We start from the raw sequence: 19,607 nt of genomic DNA, 5'->3' as shown, positions 1-19,607 counted from the left end.
CTCCTCTTCCTGCCCACGAGCATGTTCCTCGCGCGAGCCGCATACCCCGGGATCCCGCGCTACGTCCCGTGGCTCGGCCTCGCGTTCGCCGTCCTCTGGGCTGCCGACGCCGTCCTGACGGTTCGCGGGTTCGAAACCCACTGTGGGATCTGGGCTTCACGATCGTCGAGGTGGGCGGGCTGGTGGCGTTCGCCGTCGTCGGGATCCGAGTCGTACGCCGGCTCCGATCCTCCGGCGACCCCTCCTGAGGCCACGACCGGGCCGAGGGACGCCCGGTCTCACTCCGGACTCAGGACAGCACCCGCAGCTGGAACGGGTAGTCGTAGCTCCGGTTGTTCGACGCCCGCACCGCGCCCTTGATGTGGCACCACGCGGACACCACGAACAGCACGACCATGAGCGGGATCGCCACGACGATCCCCACCACGGTGAAGACCAGGATCCAGCTGACGATGAACAGCACCCAGAACGACAGGTTGAAGTTGAACGCCCCGGCGGCGGCCCGACGCGCGAACGGGTCGTCCTTCTTGACCAGCCAGACCAGCAGCGGGCCGACCAGGCTCAGCAGTCCGGCGCTCAGCACCGCGGCGATCGGCGCGGACAGATGGGCCAGGATCGCGGCGATCCGGCTGCTGTCGGCCGGCGTGGGCGCGGGGCCGGCGGCGTACGGCTGTGACATCGGGTTCCTCTTTTCTGTTCCGCGGGCCCGGGCGACCGCGTTCGGTACCGCCGGACGAGGGTCCGTGGTCTCCCGACCAGCCTGCCAGCCACCGGTCGGGAACCGGGAACCGGACAACACGGGCCGATCCGCGATCACCCGGATGTGTGCAGGCGAAGTACGCGGGCCGCAGGACGCTCGTCGCCGACGACCAGCTCCTGCAGCCGCGTGAGCATCCGCCACGTCATGACCGCACTGACGACCCCGACCAGCTCCGTCATCACCCGGGCCGTCCCGCCCCCGGTCGCGTAGCGCTCCCGCAGGTGCAGCCGCGTTCCCGTCGCGCCGCCGGGCAGCACGACCGGGGAGAGGTGGAACAGCCAGGTCATCGCGAGGTCCGCCCCGCCGGGGGCGTCGCCGCCCTGCGAGGTCACCAGCAGGTGGCTCCCGGGCTCCACCTGGGCCACCCGCAGCGCGACGTCGGGGTGCAGCCGGAACCGGTCCCCCGGCCCGATGTGCTGCCACTCCGGGTGCGCCCGCGTCGCGCCGGTGATCCGGCACCCGACGAGGTTCTCCAGCGTCTCGAACGAGTAGAAGCCTGCCCGGTCCTGCCCGAGCTGCGCGATCCACGGCCACACCGCGGCGGGTGGTGCGCCGATCGTGCAGGCCCGGTCGTTCTGCAGGTCGGCGGCGGGCAGCAGCTCGTCGCCGGGCAGCGTCCGGCCGGCCTCGGCCTCGGTCGCCCCGGACCGGCGCGCCGCCCGCCGGACCAGCAGGGCCACCAGCGGTACGGCCGCCGACAGGGCCGGGACCGCCCATCGGATCGTCATCGGGCCACCTCCTCGTCCCCGATCATCGGGGACCGGTGACCGGCCGGGCAGGGCCGAAGGTCCGGGGAAGGACTGTGACGGCGGGAACACCCCGCGTCGCGCCGACGTTCCGGTCGTCGAAGCGTCCGTGGGGGTGCGTCCGATGCCGTCGACTGCGAGACCGTCGTTCACCGTCGGCCTCGTCGTGCCCTCGGCCGGCTCCGAGGGGATCTACGGCCCGTCGTGCATCCTCTGCGCCCGGCTGGCCGTGGAGGAGCTGAACGCGGTGGGCGGGATCCTCGACCGGCCCGTCCACCTGCGGATCCTCGACGGGTCCGGGGCGCCGGAGCAGGTGGCGACGGCGGTCGCGCAGGCGGCGCGGACCGGGGCGATCGACGCCGTCGTCGGCTGGCACATCTCCCCGGTGCGGGTGCGGCTCGCCTCCGCGCTGCGCGGGCTGGTGCCGTACGTGTTCACCGCGCTCTACGAGGGCGGCGAGACCACGCCGGGTGTCGTCCCGATCGGTGAGACACCGGACATCCAGCTCACCCCGGCGCTGCGGTGGATGTCCGAGGAGATCGGCGTCCGGCGCTGGGCGGTGATCGGCAACGACTACCGCTGGCCGCACCGGTCGATCGCGCGGACCCGGGCCGCGCTCGACGGGTCCGGCGGGCCGACGCTGGACCACACCCGGTTCGTGCCGCTCGGCACCTCGGACCACCGGGCGGTGCTCGACGACCTGGCCGACCTCGACGTCGACGGGGTCCTGACGCTGCTCGTCGGCTCCGACGCGGTCGCGTTCCACCGCGAGTTCGCCCGGCGCGGGCTGGAGAGCCGGTACGCACGGTTCTCCCCGCTGATGGACGAGAGCATGCTCGCCTCCGCCGGGGCCGGGTCGTCGCAGGACGTGTTCACCGCCGCCGGCTACTTCGAGGCCCTCCCGACCGCGGAGAGCCTGGCCTTCGGCGCCCGCTACGCCCGCCGGTTCGGCCCCGGCGCGCCGCTGCCGTGCGCGCCCGGCGAATCCTGCTACGAGGGCGTCGGGTTCCTCGCCGCCCTGGTGAACCGGGTCGGCACCACCGACGCGATCCGGCTGTCCGAGGCCGCCGGACGGTGCCGCTACGTCGGCCCGCGCGGACCGGTGACCGTGCGCGACGGCCGCGCCGAGCAGCGGATCTACATGGCCGTCGCCGACGGGTCGGGCTTCGACATCCTCGCGTCCCTCTGAGCCCTCCGCGCGATCACGAGTGCGGTCACGACCGCGACGAGGACCAGGATCCCGGCCAGCGGCAGCCCGATCAGCATCATCAGGCCCCCGCCGATGTTGGCGCCGATCACCGTCGCGGTCATGATGCGTCCGGCCCACCCGACCAGCAGGCCCGCCACCACGCACAGCACCACCGGGGACGCCGCGGCCCACCTCCGCACGACGGCGAGGACGCAGCAGGCCAGGCCCACGCCCGCGATGACGCCGGTGAGCCACGGCAGCGCCTCCAGCGCGGCCGGCGGGTCGAGGCCCCGCGTCCCGTCCGCGGGGGCAGTGCTGACGTCACCGATCAGGTACCAGGCGACGACGGCCGCGCAGAGCCCGGCGACCAGTCCCACCGGGATCGCGCGCAGAGCGCTGTGCACGGGGGTCTCCTTCCCCTCGGGTCCCGCCACCCTGCCCCGGACGGCGTCGCCGGGCCTCCGTGGAACCACGCAGGTCAGTCCGCCGGCCGCCACGGCCGCGGCGGCAGCGTCGGCAGGCCGCTCGGCGCGCACTGCCCGCCCCGCTCCCCCGCCAGGCGGAACACCAGCCAGCCCGACAGCGCGGCCAGCACCGACCCCGTCAGGATCCCGATCTTCGCCTCGGCGACGAGCAGCTCGTCGGTGAGCGCGAGCTCGGTGACGAACAGGGCGACGGTGAACCCGATGCCCGACAGCGCGGCACCGCCCATGAGCTGACCCCAGCGCAGCGTGTCGGGCACCCGGCCCAGCCCGGTGCGCAGCGCGATCCAGGTCGCGGCGGCGACGCCGATCGGCTTGCCGACGACCAGGCCGAGCACGATGCCCCAGGTGAGCATCGACGTCGCCGCGGCCGACAGGGTCTCCGAGGACAGCACCACCCCGGCGTTGGCGAGCACGAACAGCGGCACGATGACGTAGCTGCTCCACGGCTGGATGGCCTGCTGGAGCCGCTCGTTCGGGGAGACGGCGGCGACCGCGACCGCGCGGGCGGTGCGGGCCCGCTCCGGAGTGGGGTCGAGCAGGAAGTTCTTCCCGATCCGGACGGCCTCGACCATCTCGGTGCGGCGCGGGGCGTAGGCGTTGACCAGCAGCCCGAGCGCGACGCCGACGACGCTCGGGTGCACGCCCGACCGCAGCACCGCGACCCAGCACAGGATCCCGACGACGGCGTAGAACGGCGTCCGCCAGAACCGCACCCAGCGCAGCGCCAGCAGTACGGCGAGCAGCACCACGGCGACGAGCAGCGCGAGCAGGTCGACCTCGTCGGTGTAGAACAGCGCGATCGCCAGCACCGCGCCGATGTCGTCGACGATGGCCAGTGCCAGCAGGAACACCCTCAGCTGGTCGGGGCAGCGCGGGCCGAGCAGCGCGAGCACACCCAGCATCACCGCGGTGTCGGTGGAGATCGCGATGCCCCAGGCGCCCGCCGCCTCGCCGCCGGCGTTGAGCGCGAGGAAGAACAGCGCGGGCACGACGAGCCCGCCGAGCGCGGCCGCGGCCGGTGCGGCCAGGGCGCGGAACCCGCGCAGCTCGCCCAGCGTCGTCTCGCGGGCGATCTCGAGCCCGACAGAGAGGAAGAACAGCACCATCAGGCCGTCGTTGACCCAGTGCCGCAGGTCCAGGTCGAGCGCGGACCCGCCGAACGACACGGCCAGCGGGGTGTGCCAGAACGTCTCGTAGCCGGCGCCGAGGTTGGCCCACAGCAGCGCGACGACGGCCGCCCCGACCAGCAGGACCGCCGATCCGGACTCGGTCCCGAGGAACCGCCGCGCGGCATCGGAGAGGTCGCCGCGCTCGGCTAGGGTCACCACCGCCATGTGCTGATCCTGCCCCGCCCGTCGCGGGACGCAACGAGGAGGCCGTCATCAGCCTGGATCCGCCCGTCGGACCGTACGACCACGTCCTGGGCCCGCCCGAGGCCGAGCTGACGCTGGTGGAGTACGGCGACTTCGAGTGCCCCTACTGCCGCGACGCCGCACCGGTGCTGGAGGCGGTCCGCGACCGCTTCGAGGGGCGGCTGCGGTTCGCGTTCCGGCACTTCCCGCTGCACGAGGTGCACCCGCACGCCATCGCGGCCGCCCTCGCCGCGGAGATGGCCGGGTTCGACGGCCGGTTCTGGGAGATGCACGACACCCTGTTCGCCCCCGGTCCGCCGCGGCTGCGGCAGGACGAGCTGCGGGAGCACGCCGTCGCCGCGGGGGTGCGGCCGGACCGGGTCGTCTGGCCGGCGACGCGGCTGGCGGAGGACCGCGTCGAGGCCGGGTTCAACGCGGCGGTGCGCTCGGGCGTGCGCGGCACGCCGACCCTGTTCGTCAACGGCGAGCAGTACCGCGGCGACGTCACCGTCGCCGCGCTCACCGCCGCGCTGGACCCCGCGCTCCGGTCGTAGCCGCTCAGGCCGTCGCGGCGGGCCCGACCAGCATCACCGGGCAGTCCGCGCGCTGGACCAGCGCGAGCCCGGTCGAGCCGAGCAGCAGCCCGGTGAACCCGCCCCGCCCCCGGGTGGCGACGACGACCAGTCGCGCCGCCCCGCTGCGCTGGGCCAGCACCCGTCCCGGCTCGGCGCGCTCGATCACCCGCTCGACGGCGACGTCGGGATAGCGCTCCGACCAGCCGGCGAGCCGCTCGGCCAGCGCCCGTTCCTCGGCCTCGCGCAGCCGGTCGAACGCACCGGTCGCACGCAGGGCCGGGGACCGGCCGTCGTGCCAGGCGTGCAGCACGACCAGCCCGGTGCCGTGCTCGGCGGCCGCGGCGAAGGCGTGCTCCAGCGCGACGTCGGACAGCGGGCCGCCGTCGATCCCGACCAGGACCGGCCCGTCGGACGACGTGCCGCGGACGACGACGACCGGGCAGCCCGCGTGCGAGGCCACGGCGAGGGTCACCGACCCCAGCGCGGTGCCCATCGCCCCGCGCCCGGCGGACCCGAGCACCAGCAGCTCGGCCGTGGCGGACCGCTCGACCAGTGCCGTCGACGGCGCCCGCCGGTCCTCGGCGACGTCGACCGCGACCTCGGGTGCGGCCTGCGCGGCGGCGTGCCGGGCCGCGTCGAGGGTCGCGCGGGACTCCTCGCGGATCGACTCCTCGACGTCGTCGAGCAGGGGTGCGACGGCGGCGTCCGCGTACAGCCCGGCGACGTCGAAGGCCTGCACGAGCAGCAGGTCGGCGTGCCGGGCGGCGGCCTCGCGGGCCGCCCACGCGACGGCGTCCAGGGCCGCGTCCGATCCGTCCACGCCGACGACGACGGTGCTCATCACTGTGCTCCGTTCCCGGCCGGCCCGGTGTCGGCCGTTCACCCTCCACTGTGCTCCGTCGCGGGCCGGGTCGCACGGCCCCGTCGTGTGAGGTCGGAGACGGCCCGCACGGGCCGGGACGGGCACCCGGGGCCCCGGGCCGCGTCGCTACGGTGATCGCTGCTGTATTCCGGAGACAGGGAGGTCCCGTGCACGCACCGAGCGTTCTCGTGGTCGGCGCCGGGTTCGGCGGCATCGCCGCCGCGATCGAGCTGCGGGCCCACGGCATCCGCGACGTCACGATCGTCGACGCCGCCGACGGCATCGGCGGTACGTGGCTGCACAACACCTACCCGGGCGCCGCCTGCGACGTGCCGAGCCATCTGTACTCCTACTCGTTCGCCCAGCGCACCGACTGGTCGCGGCTCTGCTCACCGCAGCCCGAGATCCTCGCCTACCTGCGCGGGGTCGCCGCCGAGTTCGGGGTCGACGAGCTGGTGCAGACCGGTGTGCGGATCGTCGACGCCCGGCGCGACGAGGCCGACGGACCGTGGACGGTCACCGCCGACGACGGGCGCACCTGGACCCCCGACGTACTGATCGTCGCGACCGGGCAGCTGAACCGGCCGGTGTCCCCCGACCTGCCCGGCGTCGACTCGTTCACCGGGACGATGTTCCACTCCGCGCGCTGGGACCACGACCACGACCTTCGCGGACGTCGCGTCGCCGTGATCGGGACCGGGGCCAGCGCCGTGCAGTTCGTGCCGGCGATCGCCCCCGAGGTGGGGCACATGACGGTGTTCCAGCGGTCCGGGAACTGGTTCCTGCCGCGGCGGAACCGCAGGTTCCCGGCGTGGTGGCGGGCCGCGATCGCGCGGGTGCCCGGCCTGCAGCGGGCCCGGCGCCGGTTCATCACCGAGTACTGCGAGTCGCTGACGCTGATGATCCGCCACCCCGCCACCTGGGGCCGGCTGGGGCGGCTCTACGCGACGCTGTTCATGCGGGCCCAGCTGCGCGACCCCGAGGTCCGCCGCAAGGTCTGGCCGGACTACACCTTCGGCTGCAAGCGCATCCTGTTCAGCTCGCACTGGCTGCCCGCGCTGCAGCGGCCCAACGTCGAGGTCGAGACGTCGCGCATCGCGGCCGTCGAGCCGACCGGGGTGCGCACCGAGGACGGCACGCTGCACGAGGTCGACACGATCATCTGGGGCACCGGGTTCGCGGCGACCGACTTCATGTTCCCGATGGAGATCAGCGGCCCGGGTGGACGGTCGCTGCGTACCGAGTGGTCCGACGGCGCGCACGCCTACCTCGGCATGACCGTCCCCGGGTTCCCGTCGCTGTTCGTGCTCTACGGCCCGAACACCAACACCTCCGGCGGCTCGATCATCCGGTACCTGGAGCACCAGGTCCGCTACGTCCGCGAGGCCCTGCAGGAGGCGGCCCGCCGCGGCGCGTCCGGCGTGGAGGTCCGCCCCGAGGTCGAGCAGGCCTACGACGAGGAGGTCCAGGCCCGCTTCCCCGGCACCGCGTGGACCCGCTGCGACTCCTGGTACCGCGACGACACCGGGCGGATCGTCACCAACTGGCCCGGCTACATGCGCGAGTACGACGAGCGCACCCGCCGCGTCGAGCCGTCGGACTACGTCTTCCACTGAGTCCCGGCCGGGGCCGGCGTCGGACACGGAACCGCCCCCTGCGTCCCGTGGCGGCGGGAGGCAGGGGGCGGAGGTCGTCGTCGGGCGTCAGTCGCAGGACGTCGGGTTGTCGCGGTTCTGCGCCGCCCCGCCGCCGAGGATCCCGAGGACGTTGCCGAGGGCCGCGTTGACGCCCGGGCAGATGTTGGCGTTGTTGAGGACGTTGACGTCGTCGAGGTTCACCAGGCCGAACTGGTCGCCCCGGGTGTTGCCGACGTCCTGGACGAAGGAGTCACCGTCGTCGTCCTTCGGCGCGGGCGCAGCCGACGCCAGCGGGCTGAAGGCGACCATGGTGGCGATGACGGCGACGCCGGTGACCGCAAGCTTCCTGCGCATGTCTTTCTCCCCGATCGTGTCCGGTGGGACGGACGTGTCTCACGATTCCCGTGAGCACCACCGGGACGCCTGTGCGTCGCGGCAAGCGGACAGTAGGCAGCCGCTCACCGGCGGGGATACGGCAGCGACACCAACGGGTGACCCGGTCACCACGGGTACCAAAAGTGTGGTGTGAAACGGACGGAACCGGTTCTCCCAGGACGCCGGACACCCTCCGTCCCCACGTCCGGGGCGGCCGATGCGAAGGGTGATCGGCCGACCGGACCGTGGGCGGGGGCCGACCACTCGCGGGGGTGAATCCGTGACCGGCGTGTCGCAGGCCCCGGCGTGTCGCGGCGGGACCGTCGCTTCCGGGGCTTGCACCTGACGCGGCGTGAGGCGGCACCGTCCATCATGCCGCCACGACGTGGCGGCCCGACAGGAGGGGATTCAGGTGAAGGTGGGCGAGCTGGCCCGGGTGACCGGGCTGACCGTGCGGACACTGCACCACTGGGAGGAGCGGGGGCTGGTCGTGCCGTCGGCGCGGACGGCCTCCGGCCACCGCGTCTACGACGACGGCGACGTCCGCAGCGTCTACCAGGTGGTCGCCCTGCGGGAGCTGGGCCTGCCGCTGGAGGCGATCGGCGGGCTGCTCTCGTCCGGGTCGTTCGCCGACGTCCTCACCGCGCACCTGGACCAGGTCGACGCCCGGCTGGCCGCGTTGCACGCCCTGCGGGGCACGCTCGCGGCGGTCGTCGACCGGCTCCGGGACGCGCCGGACCCCGACCCGTCGGACGTGTTGATGATGATCGACGAGGTGAGCAGGGTGAACGACACCTTCGCGCAGTACTTCACTCCCGAGCAGGTCGCCGCGCTCCGTGCGCGGCGCGCCGAGGGCGAGGCGGCAGCGGCCGCGTGGCCCGGACTGATCGCCGACGTGCAGGCCGAGATGGACGCGGGCACCGACCCGGCGGAGCCGCGCGTGCAGGCGCTCGCCGCGCGGTGGTCGGAGCTGCTGGCGACCTTCCACCGTGGCGACGAGTCGTTGCAGCGGCAGCTGTACCGGCTGCGGGACGAGAACCCCGACGAGGTGACCGCGGCGGGTGGCCCGGACCAGGCGATGATCGACTACATCGCCCGGGCCGGGGTCGCCGGCTGAGCAGGTGGGGCGGGCGGGCGGGGGTCAGACCGACCCGACACCCCGCACGACCGCCCCACCCACACCGGCCGCCTCCAGCAGCCCCGCCAGCACCGGGTTCACCGCGCCGGCCTTCCACGCCAGCGCCAGCGGCACCTCCGGCGGGTCGGTCAGCGGCACCAGCACCACCCCGGGCGTGCGCAGCTCCGCCGTCGCCTCCAGCGCCAGCCCCACCCCGACACCGGCCCCGACCAGGGACAGCAGGGTGTGCGTCTCGGGAGCCTCCTGCTCGATGCGCGGCAGGAACCCGGCGTGCAGGCATGCCGCGTCGACCGAGGTGCGCATGACGGCCATCCGCCGGGCCGGGTAGGTGACGAACGGGTCGTGGGCCAGCTCCGCCAGGTCGATCGCGTCCCGCCCGGCGAGCGGGTGCTCCTCGGGCAGCGCGGCGACGAGCCGGTGCCGGTCGATCTCGTGGACGACGAGGCCGTCGTCGTCGACCGGGGTGCGGATCAGCGCGGCGTTGACCCGGTCGGCGCGCAGGTCCTCGGCCAGCTCGCCGGAGAACCGGCCGGTGACCAGCACCAGCCGGGCCTGCGGCCGGTGCGCGCGGAAGCGGCGGGCGGTCCGGTACAGCCAGGCGTTGGAGCTGGGCCCGGCGAACCCGAGGCGGACCGAGCCGGTGCCGCCCGCGGCGGCCTCGCGCGCCGCCTCCGCGGCCTCGTCCGCGGCGGCGAGGGCACGGCGGGCCCGGGGCAGGAACGCCGCGCCCGCCGGGGTGAGGGCGACGGCGCGGGTGTGCCGGTCGAACAGCGTGGCGCCGACCTCGCGTTCGAGCCTGCGGATCTGCTGGGACAGCGGCGGCCCCGAGACCTGCAGGCGGGCCGCGGCCCGGCCGAAGTGCAGCTCCTCGGCGACGACGACGAACGACTCCAGCTGCCGTAGCTCCACCCCTCCGATCATGTCGATCGAACGACAGGAACGGAAGCAAGAGCGTCCCGATGACGTCCCAGTGCTGTTCTACCGTTGCGTGGCGGTGGTCACGACGGCGTGGTCGCGACCGTCGCTCCACGACGAGTGCAAGGGGGCACCGGGTTGAGCACGAGCACACCGTCGATGCGCCGCAAGGCGGGGATCGCCTCGTTCGTCGGCACCACCATCGAGTGGTACGACTTCTACATCTACGGCACCGCCGCCGCGCTGGTGCTGGGGCCGCTGTTCTTCCCGAACGCCTCCCCCGCCGCGGGTGTGCTGGCCTCGTTCGCCACGTTCTGGGTCGGGTTCCTCGCCCGGCCGATCGGCGGGATCGTCTTCGGCCACCTCGGTGACCGGCTCGGCCGCAAGACCGCGCTGGTCGCGACGCTGCTGCTGATGGGCGTCTCGACGCTCGCGATCGGGCTGCTGCCCGTCTACGACGACATCGGCGTCCTCGCCCCGGTGCTGCTGGTCGTGGCCCGGCTCGTGCAGGGGCTCGCCGTCGGCGGCGAGTGGGGCGGCGCGGTGCTGATCGCGTCGGAGCACGCGTCGAAGAACCGCCGGATCCTCTACGGCGCCTTCGCCCAGCAGGGCAGTCCGGCCGGGCAGATGCTCGCCACCGGCTCGTTCGCGCTCGTCGCGATGCTGCCGGAGGACGCCTTCCTGTCCTGGGGCTGGCGCGTGCCGTTCCTCGTGTCGGCGGCGCTGGTCGTCGTCGGGCTGGTGATCCGGCTGCGGATCGAGGAGAGCCCGGCGCTGGTCGCGATGCGGTCGCGCGGCACGACGGCGCGCTTCCCGCTCGCGGAGCTGCTCCGGGAGCGGACGATGCTGGTGGTCGTCTCGGTGGGCGCGTGCGCGCTGGTGGCCGCGGCCGCGTACTTCAAGAACACGTTCGCGCTGTCCTGGGCGGTCAACGACCTCGGTTTCGACCGCCAGGTCTTCCTCAACGTCGTGCTGATCAGCTCGACCGTGCAGTTCTTCACCCAGCCGCTCGGGGCGTTCATGGCGACCTGGTGGAACCCGCGGAAGGTCGTCACCGCGCTGCTGCTGATCGAGCTGCCGCTGTTCCCGGTGATGTTCTGGCTGATCTCCACCGGCAGCTTCGGGCTGGCCGCGCTCGGCATGGCGCTCGCGACGCTGCCGCACACGATGTACTACGCGATCCTCGCCGGGATGCTGGCCGAGGCGTTCCCCGCGCGCATGCGCTACACCGCGATCTCGCTGTCCTACGCGCTGGCGGGCACGCTGTTCGGCGGCACCGCCCCGCTCGTCGGGCAGTCGCTGCTGGCCGCGACCGGGTCGATCGTGCCCGTCGTGGGGTACTCGCTGGTGATCGTGCTCGTCTCGCTCGCGGCGGCCCGGTACGTGCTGGCCCGCGGACCGGTCCCCGACGACGAGCGGCTCGACCCCGCCGTCGCCGGCACCACCGGGAGGACCGCATGACCGCACGACTCCGCGAACCCCGCTTCCCCGAGCCCGAGGTGCCCGCCGGCGCGACCGCGCTCGCCGCCCGGCTGCGCGCGCTCGTCGCCGCCGACCCGGACCGCCCGCTGGTCACCGAAGACACCGCGGACGGCCCCGGTGTGGTGCGCACCCGCGCGGAGTTCGACGCCCGCACCAACCGCCTGGCCAGGGCGTTCGCCGACCGCGGGGTGCGGCGCGGGGACCTGGTGTCGATCGCGCTGCCGAACACCGCCGCGCACCTCGAGTGCTCGGTCGCGGCGTGGAAGATCGGCGCGGTGCCCCAGCCGCTGTCGGCCCGGCTGCCCGCCGCCGAGCGCGACGCGGTGCTCGCCGTCGCCGCGCCGGCGCTCGTCGTCGACACCCCGCTCGACGCCGGCTCCTACGACGACGGCGCGCTCCCCGACGTCGTCGGGCCCAGCTGGAAGGCACCCACCTCGGGCGGGTCGACCGGCACCCCGAAGGTGATCGTCGCCGGTCAGGCCGCCTGCGTCGAACAGGTCCTGGCCCGCGCCGACGGGCTGCGCATCGACCGCGACGGCGTCTTCGGCTGCACCGCGCCGCTGCACCACAACGCGCCCTTCATGTTCACGCTGATGGCGTTGCTCCAGGGCCACCACGTCGTGCTCATGGGCCGGTTCGACGCCGCCCGCGCGCTGGCGATGGTCCCCGCGTACGGGGTGACCTGGCTCTACGCGGTGCCGACCATGATGAGCCGGATGCTGCGCCTGCCCGACGCCGACTGGGCCGCCTGCGACACCGGGACCCTGCGGACCGTGCTGCACGTCGGCGCGCCCTGCCCGCCGGAGGTCAAGCGCGGCTGGATCGACCGGGTCGGCGCGGAGACGGTGTTCGAGATCTACTCCGGCACCGAGTCGCAGGCCGGCACCGCCATCGACGGCCGCGACTGGCTGGCCCACCCGGGGTCGGTCGGGCGGGTCACCCGCGGCGAGATCACCGTCCGCGACGACGACGGCCGCGAGCTCGGCCCCGGTGTCACCGGTGAGATCTGGATGCGGTCGGGCGGGGCGCCGACGTACCACTACCTGGGCGCCTCCGCCCGCGAGCGCGACGGCTGGGAGTCGCTCGGTGACATGGGCTCGCTGGACGCCGACGGCTACCTGTACCTGGCCGACCGGCGCTCGGACATGATCCTCGTCGGCGGCGCGAACGTGTACCCGGCGGAGGTCGAGGCGGCGCTGACCGCGCACCCCGGGGTGCGGGACGCCGTCGTCGTCGGGCTGCCGGACGCCGACTACGGGCACGTCGTGCACGCCGTCGTGCAGGCCGAACCGGGCATCGAGAACGATCTTCGCGAGTTCCTCGACGGGCGTCTGAGCAGGGCGAAACAGCCACGGAGCATCGAGGTCGTCGACCACCCGCTGCGCGACGACGCCGGGAAGGTGCGCCGCTCGGAGATCGCCGCGCGCGCCGCGGACGCTCGACGGCGCGCAACGGCGGACGGTGCGACAGGATGACGTCCATGACCGACCTCCTGGACCGTCTGCGCGAGCTGCAGGTGTCCTCCATCTGCGACGCCGACAAGTCGCTTCCCGTGGTGGACCCCGCGATCCGGGCCCTGGTGCCGGATGTGTCGATGGCCGGGCCCGCGGTGACGGTGTCCTGTGTGGACGACCACCTGCCGATGTTCGCCGCACTGTCCGCGGCCCGCCCCGGCTCGGTGCTCGTGGTCGCCGGGGCGGGTGGTCACCGCGCCGTGTCCGGTGAGCTGTTCGCGACCGAGGCGAAGCGGCGCGGGCTGGCCGGGATCGTCGTCGACGGGCTGGTCCGTGACGTCCGCGGGCTGCGCGGGATCGGGCTACCGGTGTTCGCCCGCGGGACCTGCCCAGCCTCGGGCAGCACGAGCGACCCGGGCACCGTCGACGAGATGGTGTCGTTCGGCGGGCTCGTCGTGAGCCCGGGCGACCTGGTGTGCGGCGACGACGACGGCCTGCTGATCGCCGCGCCGGACCGGCTCGCCGAGGTCGTCGACACCGCCGAGGGCATCGAGGCCGCCGAGCGCGCGCTGGTCTCGGCCATGCGCAACGGCCACGACCTGCACTCGCTGACCACGGTCGTCGAGCACGTCGCGGCGCTGCGCCGGGGCGAGCCCAGCGCGCTGGGGTTCAAGGTCTGAGCGGGCCGCTCAGGCGGCGACCGCGTCCCAGCTGAACTCCTCGGTCATCGAGCCGGGGCAGTCCGGGCACGGGACGGCGACGCCCGCCGTCTCGTCACCGGGGAGCTCGGCCTCCGCGCCGCAGCCGGCGCACCGCTGCCAGGACACCAGTTCTCCGTACATGTGTTCGAGGGTGAACCACATCGGTGTAGTTCGCAACCCCGCAGGTCCGGGGCGGGGTCAGACGTCGTCGATCAGGTCCGCGACCGAGGAGACGACCCGCGTCGGGCGGAACGGGAACCGGTCGATCTCGTGCTCCTTGGTGATGCCGGAGAGCACCAGCACCGTGCGCATCCCGGCCTCCAGCCCGGCGAGGATGTCGGTGTCCATCCGGTCGCCGATCATGACCGTGGACTCCGAGTGCGCGCCGAGCCGGTTGAGCGCGGCCCGCATCATCAGCGGGTTCGGCTTGCCGACGAAGTACGGGTCGACCCCGGTCGCCTTGGAGATCATCGCGGCGACCGAGCCGGTCGCGGGCAGGATGCCCTCCGGGGACGGGCCGGTCGCGTCGGGGTTGGTGGCGACGAAGCGGGAGCCCTGCTCGACCAGGCGCATCGCGGTCGCGATCGAGGAGAAGCTGTAGGTGCGGGTCTCGCCGAGCACGACGTAGTCGGGGTTGCGGTCGGTGATGACGTAGCCGATGTCGTGCAGCGCGGTGGTCAGCCCGGCCTCGCCGATCACGTAGGCGCTGCCCTGCGGGCGCTGCTCGCCGAGGAACGCGGCGGTGGCGAGCGCGGAGGTCCAGATCGACTCCTCCGGCACGTCGAGGCCGGTGGCCTGCAACCGGTAGCGCAGGTCGCGGGGGGTGTGGATGCTGTTGTTGGTCAGGACCAGGAACGGGACGCTCTTGTCCCGCAGCCGCGACAGCAGTGTGTCCGCGCCCGGGACGATGCTGCCCTCGCGGACGAGGACGCCGTCCATGTCGGTCATCCAGCACTCGATCGGCTTCTGCTCCACCACGGCCGCCACCCTAGGCCGCCTCCCTAGGTGGCTGCCGGTTGGCAGCGCGGGCACCAGAACAGGTTGCGGTTCTGGTGCTCGGCGTGCCGTACGGGCGTCCCGCAGACGAGGCAGTCCATCCCGGTGCGGCGGTAGACGTAGACCTCGCCGCCGTGCCGGTCCTTCCGTCCGGCCTGCCCGCGCCGGCGCGGGTCGTGCTCGGGACGCACGGTGTCGATGCGGCCGGTCCGCACGCCGTCGCGCATGAGCACGACGAGGTCGGCCCACATCGCGTCCCACGTCTCCCGGTCCAGCGACCGGCCCGGGAGCTGCGGGTCCAGGCCGTGCCGGAACAGCACCTCGGCGCGGTAGACGTTCCCGACGCCGGCGAGCACCTTCTGGTCCATCAGCAGCGTCGCGAGCGGGCTGCGCGAGGCCGAGACGCGGGCCCAGACCGTGTCCGGGTCGGCGTCGGGACGCAGCGGGTCCGCACCCAGCCGGGCCCGCAGGGCGCGGGCCTCGGCCGAGGTGAGGAGCTCACAGGCGGTCGGGCCGCGCAGGTCGGCGTAGTGGGTCTGCCCGACCAGGCGCATCCGCAGCTGCCCGACCGGTTCCGGAGCGGGCAGCGGCTGTTCGACGAACGTGCCGTACAGACCGAGGTGGACGTGCACGACGCGGTCGCGGCCGTAGCGGTGGAACAGGTGCTTGCCGTGGGCCTCGGCCCCGGTCATCACCTCGCCGTCGAGCAGCGCCGCGGAGGCGGCGAAACGGCCCTGCGGGCTGGACACGCCGACCGGCCGGCGCACGAACAGCTTCCGGTGCAGCCGCGCCAGCCGGTGCAGCGTGTGTCCCTCGGGCATCTCGGCTCCGGGTCAGGACGCGGGGAGCTCGATCTCGCCGGTCCGCTCGTAGTCGAGGACCTGGTCGATGCGCCGCTGGTGGCGCGCGTCGCCGGAGAACGGGGTGGCCAGGAAGGCGTCGACGATCGCGACGACCTCCTCGAAGCTGTGCTGCCGCGCGCCGACGCCGATGACCTGGGCGTCGTTGTGCTCGCGGGCGAGCTTCGCGGTGGCCTCGTTCCACGCCAGCGCGGCGCGGATGCCCTGCACCTTGTTGGCGGCGATCTGCTCGCCGTTGCCGGATCCGCCCAGCACGATGCCGAGGGACTCCGGGTCCTCGACCACGCGCCGCGCGGTCTCGATGCACCAGGCGGGGTAGTCGTCGAGGGCGTCGTAGGTCGGGGCCCCGACGTCGATCGCCTCGATCCCCTGCTCGGTCAGGTACTCGACGAGCTTGCCCTTGACCTCGAAACCGGCGTGGTCACTGCCCAGGTAGACGCGCACGGGGCACGATCCTCCCCCATGCGGATCGGCGGCGTGGACGGGGTCCCGGGTGGCTGGGTGGTGTGCGTGCTCTCCGGCAGCGGACGGACACGCGAGGTGACGTGGACGGTGGTCCCCGACGCCGCGTCGGTGCTCGCCGCGACGGCCGGGTGCGACGCCGTCGGGGTCGACATCCCGCTGTCGGTCCCGGCCGGTGCGCAGCGGCGTGAGGCCGAGATCCTCGCGTCGGCGCGGCTGGGCCGGGCCCGGTCGTCGCTGTTCCCGACCCCGCCCGCCCCGGTGCTCGACGCGGGCTCCTACGACGAGGCCTGCGCCGCCGCCCAGGCCGTCACGGGGAAGAAGATCAGCCTGCAGACCTGGTACATCGTCGGAAAGATCCGCGAGTTCCAGCAGGTACGGCTGCCGTCGTCGGTGGTCGAGGCGCACCCGGAGCTGACGTTCCGCACGATGGCGCCGTCGTGCGCGTTCGCGTCGAAGAAGACCGCGCGCGGGGCGGGCCAGCGGGTCGCGGCGCTGTCGGAGTGGGTCCCCTCCGCCGCGTCGCTGGGTGACCTGCCCACCGCCGTCCGGCTCGACGACGTCCTCGACGCACTCGCCTGCGCCTGGACCGCGGAGCGCGTGGCCCGCGGGACCGCGGAGCTGCTCGGCCCCGGCACCGACGCCCTGGGCCGGTCCACCGCGATCGCGGTCTGAGCGCGAGGATCACCGGGTGGACGGGCAGCGGTCGGACGAGCAGCGAGCGGCCGGGCAGCGCTCGGACGGGCGCTGGCTCGAGCTCGCCGACGGGGTGCTCGCCCGCCGCCACGACGAGCTCGACCTGACCACCGGCCTCGTGCTCGGCACGTCCGCGGCCCTGGTGATCGACACCCGCGGCGACACCGCCCAGGGCGCCGAGCTCGCCGCGGCGGTGCGCGCGGTGACCGCCCTGCCGGTCGTCGTGGCCCTCACCCACGCCCACTTCGACCACTGCTTCGGCACCGCCGCGTTCCCCGGCGCCCCGGTGTACGCCCAGGCCGGCTGCGCGGGCGCCCTCCTGGTGACGGCCGCCGCCCAGCGCGCCCACTGGACCCGGCACTACCGCGACGCCGGGGACACCCGCAGCTCCGGGGACACCGGCGGCTCCATCACCGGCGGCTCCGGGGACACCGGCAGCTCCGCCGCCGCGACGGCCGATGCGCTCGCCGCCACCGTCCCGGTCCTGCCCGACCGCCCGGTCTGCCCCCGCCCGGGCTCCGTGCACCCGCTCGACCTGGGCGGACGCGTCGTGCAGCTCGTGCACCCCGGCCCCGCGCACACCGGACACGACCTGGCGGTGCACGTCCCGGACGCGGGCGTGCTCTTCGCCGGGGACCTGCTGGAGAACGGGGCACCGCCGTCGTTCGGGCCGGACTCCTACCGCCGGGACTGGGCGGCCGCCGTGGGGCTGCTGCTCGACGTCGGCGCAGCACCCTCCTCCACCGGGACACGGGTGTTCGTCCCGGGGCACGGCGATCCCCTGTCGCACGACGAGGCGGTGGCACAGCACGCGGACCTGCTGCGGATCGCCCGGACCTCCGACGCCGTGGTTCCGGGGGCTCCCTCTGCGAATTCGCTTACCCGGTAAGCGAATCCACGCACCAAGGGTCTGTCGACCCCCGTGTGTCGACCGCGCAAGCCACGAGCGATGGCGCAGATCGTCGTGCGTCGGTGTCGCCGTGGCCAAGCGGGGAGTGCTCCCTCTACGAATTCGCTTACCGGGTAAGCGAATTCCCTACACAAGGGTCTGTCGACCACCCCGCATCGACCGCGCGAGCCGCGAGCGATGGTGCAGATCGTCCTGCGTCGGTGTCCCCCGATGCCGCGCGGGGACGGTTCCTTCCGTGAATTCGCTTACCCGGTAAGCGAATTCACGGATCCCCCACCGGCGGCCGCGGTGGTCCGTCGGCGGTGGTCACCTACACCGGACGGCCGCACGGCTCCGTCGACGGTGGTCGGCCGCGAAGATCGTCCACGCGACGCAGCGACGTCATCCGCCCGGTCGAGCCCGCCGCCGCGGAGCCGCGGCAGTGCCGGAGCTCCGTGGGGCGGCTGTCGGCGTGGCGGCGTTCGACAGGGCTGCGGTCGGTGGGGCCGCGGGCGGCGGGGCGGCAGCCCGGGACCGGTCGGACAGCACCCGCGCGAGGCGGTCGGCGAAGCCGGAGGGGTCCGGTCCCGCCGCCCGGCGCAGGCGGTACAGCTCCACGGTCGGCGGCCCGTCCACGACGCGGAACAGCGGCGCCGTCGGGCGGTCGTCCATCGCGATCCGTGGGAGCTCGACGGTCGGCGCGTCCGCCGGGGCTGCCACCGGAGCTGCCGTAGGGGCGGCCGGGGGGAACGGGGCCAAGGGGGACGGGGTCGGGAGCGCGGTGGGCAGGTACCGGCGCAGTGCGAGCACCGCGGGCAGGCCCAGCGCCGGTCCGACGGCGAGCACGACGAGCGCCGTCTGCCATCCGACCGCCGCCGCGACCACGGGGACCGTCGCGATCCCGGCGACGGTGAGCAGGAAACCGAGTGCGGTCTGCACGGTCAGGGCGGTGCCGGTGTAGCGGGGGTCGGCGACCTCGATCGTCGCCGTCGTCAGGACCGCGGAGTCGGCGACGGCGGCCGCGCCCCACAGCACGCAGAACGCGCTCACCAGCAGCGGCGCGGCGCCGAGCACGACCGGGGACACCGCACAGCAGACCCCGCTGACCAGCAACGACGTCGCGATCACCGGGACGCGGCCGTAGCGGTCCGCGGCGCGGCCGCCCAGCACGCAGCCGGCGGCGCCGCCCAGCCCGGCCGCCACGAACACCAGCAGGTGCTCCGCCGGGCCGGGGTCCCCGCCGGCGAGTGCGGCGCCCAGCCAGGTCCACAGCGCGTACAGCTCCCACATGTGCCCGAGATAGCCGAGCACGACGAGCCGCGGTCCGGGCTCGCGGAGGAGCCGGAGCGCGTAGCCGGTGTCCGGGGGCGGGGCCGGGGCGAGCGCCGGGCCGGGGCGCAGGCACCAGCGGGCCAGCGCGGCGGCCACGAAACCGCACAGCGCGGCACCGGCGAGCACCCCGCGCCACGGCAGCCCGGGCAGCCCGCCGATCAGGTGCGGCAGCGCCGACCCGACGGTCAGCGCCCCGACCAGCACCCCGAGGTCACGGGCCCGGCGCGACCGGTCCGACCAGGAGGTCATGATCTTCATGCCGACCGGGTAGACGAGCGCGAGGCACACCCCGGTCAGCGTCCGCAGCACCAGCGCGGCCACCGGACCGTCGACGACGGCGGCGAGCAGCAGCGTGCAGGACGCCGCCGCGGCCGCACCGCCCGCGAGCAGCCGCTGCGGCGGGACCCGGTCGGCGAGGGTCAGGACCGCCGAGACGACCGCGCCGGCGGCGAAGCCGAGCTGCACCGACGTCGTCAGCCACACCCCGGCCGTCGCGGACAGGTCCCACTCGGCGCGCAGCTCGGGCAGCACCGCGGACGCGGAGAACCACACGGCGAGCCCGAGCACCTGGACGAGCGCGACCAGAGCCCGCGCGCGGCGGCCGGCGGTCATGAGCGGCTCCGTTGGGGTCGGCGGATCCGGACACGCTAGCGAGAACAGCAGATGGGAACTGGTCCGGACAGACGTCCGAGTACCGCCGT

General features: G+C 74.3%; 21 protein-coding genes. 9 read left to right on the top strand and 12 right to left on the bottom strand.

All coding sequences use genetic code 11. The features are described from left to right. Positions 1-289 precede the first annotated feature (289 nt). Positions 290-679, bottom strand: a complete 390-nt coding sequence (locus KPL57_RS02710; protein WP_226350298.1) for a DUF4870 domain-containing protein — start codon at positions 677-679, stop codon at positions 290-292. Positions 680-813: 134 nt separating this feature from the next. Further along, positions 814-1,488, bottom strand: coding sequence for a hypothetical protein (locus KPL57_RS02705; protein ID WP_226350297.1), 675 nt, complete (start codon positions 1,486-1,488; stop codon positions 814-816). Positions 1,489-1,630: 142 nt separating this feature from the next. Here KPL57_RS02705 and KPL57_RS02700 point away from each other — a divergent pair, with 142 nt between their 5' ends. Then, positions 1,631-2,695 (top strand): substrate-binding domain-containing protein, encoded by a 1,065-nt coding sequence (locus KPL57_RS02700; RefSeq protein ID WP_226350296.1) that lies wholly within the window; start codon positions 1,631-1,633, stop codon positions 2,693-2,695. Here KPL57_RS02700 and KPL57_RS02695 read toward each other — a convergent pair. Together KPL57_RS02695 and nhaA are read right to left on the bottom strand one after the other, a co-directional pair. After that, positions 2,644-3,099 carry a hypothetical protein gene (locus KPL57_RS02695; RefSeq protein WP_226350295.1) on the bottom strand — a complete coding sequence of 152 codons (456 nt, stop codon included), beginning with the start codon at positions 3,097-3,099 and terminating at the stop codon, positions 2,644-2,646. The genes KPL57_RS02700 and KPL57_RS02695 overlap by 52 nt on opposite strands. Positions 3,100-3,173: 74 nt before the next feature. After that, positions 3,174-4,514, bottom strand: a complete 1,341-nt coding sequence (gene nhaA / locus KPL57_RS02690) for a Na+/H+ antiporter NhaA (protein ID WP_226350294.1) — start codon at positions 4,512-4,514, stop codon at positions 3,174-3,176. A 47-nt stretch (positions 4,515-4,561) separates the two neighbouring features. On the opposite strand from nhaA, the gene KPL57_RS02685 reads away from it, so the two are divergent. Continuing rightward, positions 4,562-5,086 (top strand): thioredoxin domain-containing protein, encoded by a 525-nt coding sequence (locus tag KPL57_RS02685; RefSeq protein WP_226350640.1) that lies wholly within the window; start codon positions 4,562-4,564, stop codon positions 5,084-5,086. 4 nt (positions 5,087-5,090) lie between these two features. Here KPL57_RS02685 and KPL57_RS02680 read toward each other — a convergent pair whose 3' ends face one another. Further along, positions 5,091-5,948: a universal stress protein gene (locus KPL57_RS02680; RefSeq protein WP_178376364.1), complete on the bottom strand. Its 858-nt coding sequence runs from the start codon at positions 5,946-5,948 to the stop codon at positions 5,091-5,093. Between the two features lie 188 nt (positions 5,949-6,136). Between KPL57_RS02680 and KPL57_RS02675 the strand changes: the two genes are divergently transcribed. Then, positions 6,137-7,585, top strand: a complete 1,449-nt coding sequence (locus KPL57_RS02675; RefSeq protein ID WP_226350293.1) for an NAD(P)/FAD-dependent oxidoreductase — start codon at positions 6,137-6,139, stop codon at positions 7,583-7,585. An 87-nt stretch (positions 7,586-7,672) separates the two neighbouring features. On the opposite strand, the gene KPL57_RS02670 is transcribed toward KPL57_RS02675, so the two are convergent. Continuing rightward, on the bottom strand, positions 7,673-7,960 hold the full coding sequence (locus KPL57_RS02670; protein WP_062396993.1) for a hypothetical protein: 288 nt from the start codon (positions 7,958-7,960) through the stop codon (positions 7,673-7,675). Between the two features lie 433 nt (positions 7,961-8,393). Between KPL57_RS02670 and KPL57_RS02665 the strand changes: the two genes are divergently transcribed. Further along, the gene (locus KPL57_RS02665) at positions 8,394-9,098 is read left to right on the top strand and encodes a MerR family transcriptional regulator (protein ID WP_226350292.1); all 705 of its coding nucleotides are present in this window, start codon (positions 8,394-8,396) and stop codon (positions 9,096-9,098) included. Positions 9,099-9,122: 24 nt separating this feature from the next. On the opposite strand, the gene KPL57_RS02660 is transcribed toward KPL57_RS02665, so the two are convergent. After that, entirely contained in the window at positions 9,123-10,028 is a 906-nt protein-coding gene (locus tag KPL57_RS02660) for a LysR family transcriptional regulator (RefSeq protein WP_226350291.1), read from the bottom strand. A 144-nt stretch (positions 10,029-10,172) separates the two neighbouring features. Here KPL57_RS02660 and KPL57_RS02655 point away from each other — a divergent pair, with 144 nt between their 5' ends. From KPL57_RS02655 to KPL57_RS02645, 3 genes are read left to right on the top strand one after another with little or no spacing between them, the layout of a single operon-like run. Then, positions 10,173-11,495 (top strand): MFS transporter, encoded by a 1,323-nt coding sequence (locus KPL57_RS02655; RefSeq protein WP_226350290.1) that lies wholly within the window; start codon positions 10,173-10,175, stop codon positions 11,493-11,495. Continuing rightward, a complete protein-coding gene (locus tag KPL57_RS02650) occupies positions 11,492-12,991 on the top strand; it encodes an AMP-binding protein (protein WP_226350289.1) in 1,500 nt (499 codons plus the stop codon). The genes KPL57_RS02655 and KPL57_RS02650 overlap by 4 nt, the downstream gene beginning before the upstream one ends. A 5-nt stretch (positions 12,992-12,996) precedes the next feature. After that, on the top strand, positions 12,997-13,650 hold the full coding sequence (locus tag KPL57_RS02645) for an RraA family protein (protein ID WP_226350288.1): 654 nt from the start codon (positions 12,997-12,999) through the stop codon (positions 13,648-13,650). Between the two features lie 9 nt (positions 13,651-13,659). Here KPL57_RS02645 and KPL57_RS02640 read toward each other — a convergent pair whose 3' ends face one another. From KPL57_RS02640 to KPL57_RS02625, 4 genes are all read right to left on the bottom strand, one after another. Beyond that, a complete protein-coding gene (locus tag KPL57_RS02640; protein ID WP_168172127.1) occupies positions 13,660-13,812 on the bottom strand; it encodes a hypothetical protein in 153 nt (50 codons plus the stop codon). Between the two features lie 57 nt (positions 13,813-13,869). Next, entirely contained in the window at positions 13,870-14,610 is a 741-nt protein-coding gene (locus KPL57_RS02635; protein WP_226350639.1) for an HAD-IIA family hydrolase, read from the bottom strand. Between the two features lie 62 nt (positions 14,611-14,672). Next, entirely contained in the window at positions 14,673-15,488 is an 816-nt protein-coding gene (locus KPL57_RS02630) for an Fpg/Nei family DNA glycosylase (RefSeq protein WP_226350287.1), read from the bottom strand. Between the two features lie 12 nt (positions 15,489-15,500). Further along, positions 15,501-15,971 (bottom strand): ribose-5-phosphate isomerase, encoded by a 471-nt coding sequence (locus KPL57_RS02625; protein WP_226350286.1) that lies wholly within the window; start codon positions 15,969-15,971, stop codon positions 15,501-15,503. Positions 15,972-15,989: 18 nt separating this feature from the next. Between KPL57_RS02625 and KPL57_RS02620 the strand changes: the two genes are divergently transcribed. Together KPL57_RS02620 and KPL57_RS02615 are read left to right on the top strand one after the other, a co-directional pair. Then, positions 15,990-16,664 (top strand): DUF429 domain-containing protein, encoded by a 675-nt coding sequence (locus KPL57_RS02620; protein WP_226350285.1) that lies wholly within the window; start codon positions 15,990-15,992, stop codon positions 16,662-16,664. A 16-nt stretch (positions 16,665-16,680) separates the two neighbouring features. Beyond that, positions 16,681-17,574 (top strand): MBL fold metallo-hydrolase, encoded by an 894-nt coding sequence (locus KPL57_RS02615; protein ID WP_226350284.1) that lies wholly within the window; start codon positions 16,681-16,683, stop codon positions 17,572-17,574. A 402-nt stretch (positions 17,575-17,976) separates the two neighbouring features. Here KPL57_RS02615 and KPL57_RS02610 read toward each other — a convergent pair whose 3' ends face one another. Further along, positions 17,977-19,518, bottom strand: a complete 1,542-nt coding sequence (locus KPL57_RS02610) for an MFS transporter (protein ID WP_226350283.1) — start codon at positions 19,516-19,518, stop codon at positions 17,977-17,979. Positions 19,519-19,607: the final 89 nt, after the last annotated feature.

This window comes from Pseudonocardia sp. ICBG601 (assembly GCF_020496245.1).
The sequence above is the reverse complement of the archived record's forward strand: the minus strand, read 5'-3'. Positions and strand labels throughout refer to the sequence as shown.